Consider the following 670-nt stretch of genomic DNA (forward strand, 5'->3'; position numbering starts at 1 on the left):
CCAGCGTTGCCCTCAGGCCTCCAACATGAGGGGCAGATTGGCCTAAGAAGAATGATAGCCTGCCAGGATAAAAGACGCGCCCGGCCGAAGACGGCAGACAATTGCGTGCAATATGTCGTACTTTGCTTCGTCACCCGGCATATGACGCAACACACATATAGGGATTTTGACTTTTGGATGCGAGGCGAGAGTCCGCGCGAAATGACCATGAGTCACGGAAAACGAAAAATCATTTTTGTTTCTAAATACTAGATGATAATATTTCTCGTGTCGGACGTTAGATTATCATCAGTGGCTAAATCTCTAGAACAAGGCTTGCAATGCATTTAGGTAAATTTCACGGAATGATTAATAAACTCGCGATAGAGTACACAAAAGGAAATATTAATAACCAGATTCAAAGTGTAATTGCTCAGTTAGACTCATTAGCTGCCAATCCTGGCAACCAGGATGTCGCAAAAGCGTTTAAGACTCAGCTTGAAGTTTTGCGAAATGTACTATCGCTGTCATCGTTCAACGCACCATATCCGACTTTAGCAGCATTGCTTGACTCTATAAACGGACATCAGTATGTAGGGAATCAGCTTTTTCAAAACATTGAGGATGTCATAGCAAAAAATGGTATGACTCCTCAACTCGCCGCAGCATCCCTGCGCGAGCTTTTGACGAA

General features: G+C 43.9%; 1 protein-coding gene. It reads left to right on the forward strand.

Annotated features, from left to right (window positions below):
* Positions 1-320: 320 nt before the first annotated feature.
* A partial coding sequence (locus JK635_RS04305; protein WP_202652761.1) for a hypothetical protein occupies positions 321-670 on the forward strand: 350 nt, incomplete at its 3' end.

Origin of the sequence: Neobacillus paridis, from assembly GCF_016765675.1 — a bacterium.
In the GTDB taxonomy this organism is placed as follows: domain Bacteria; phylum Bacillota; class Bacilli; order Bacillales; family Cytobacillaceae; genus Neobacillus; species Neobacillus paridis.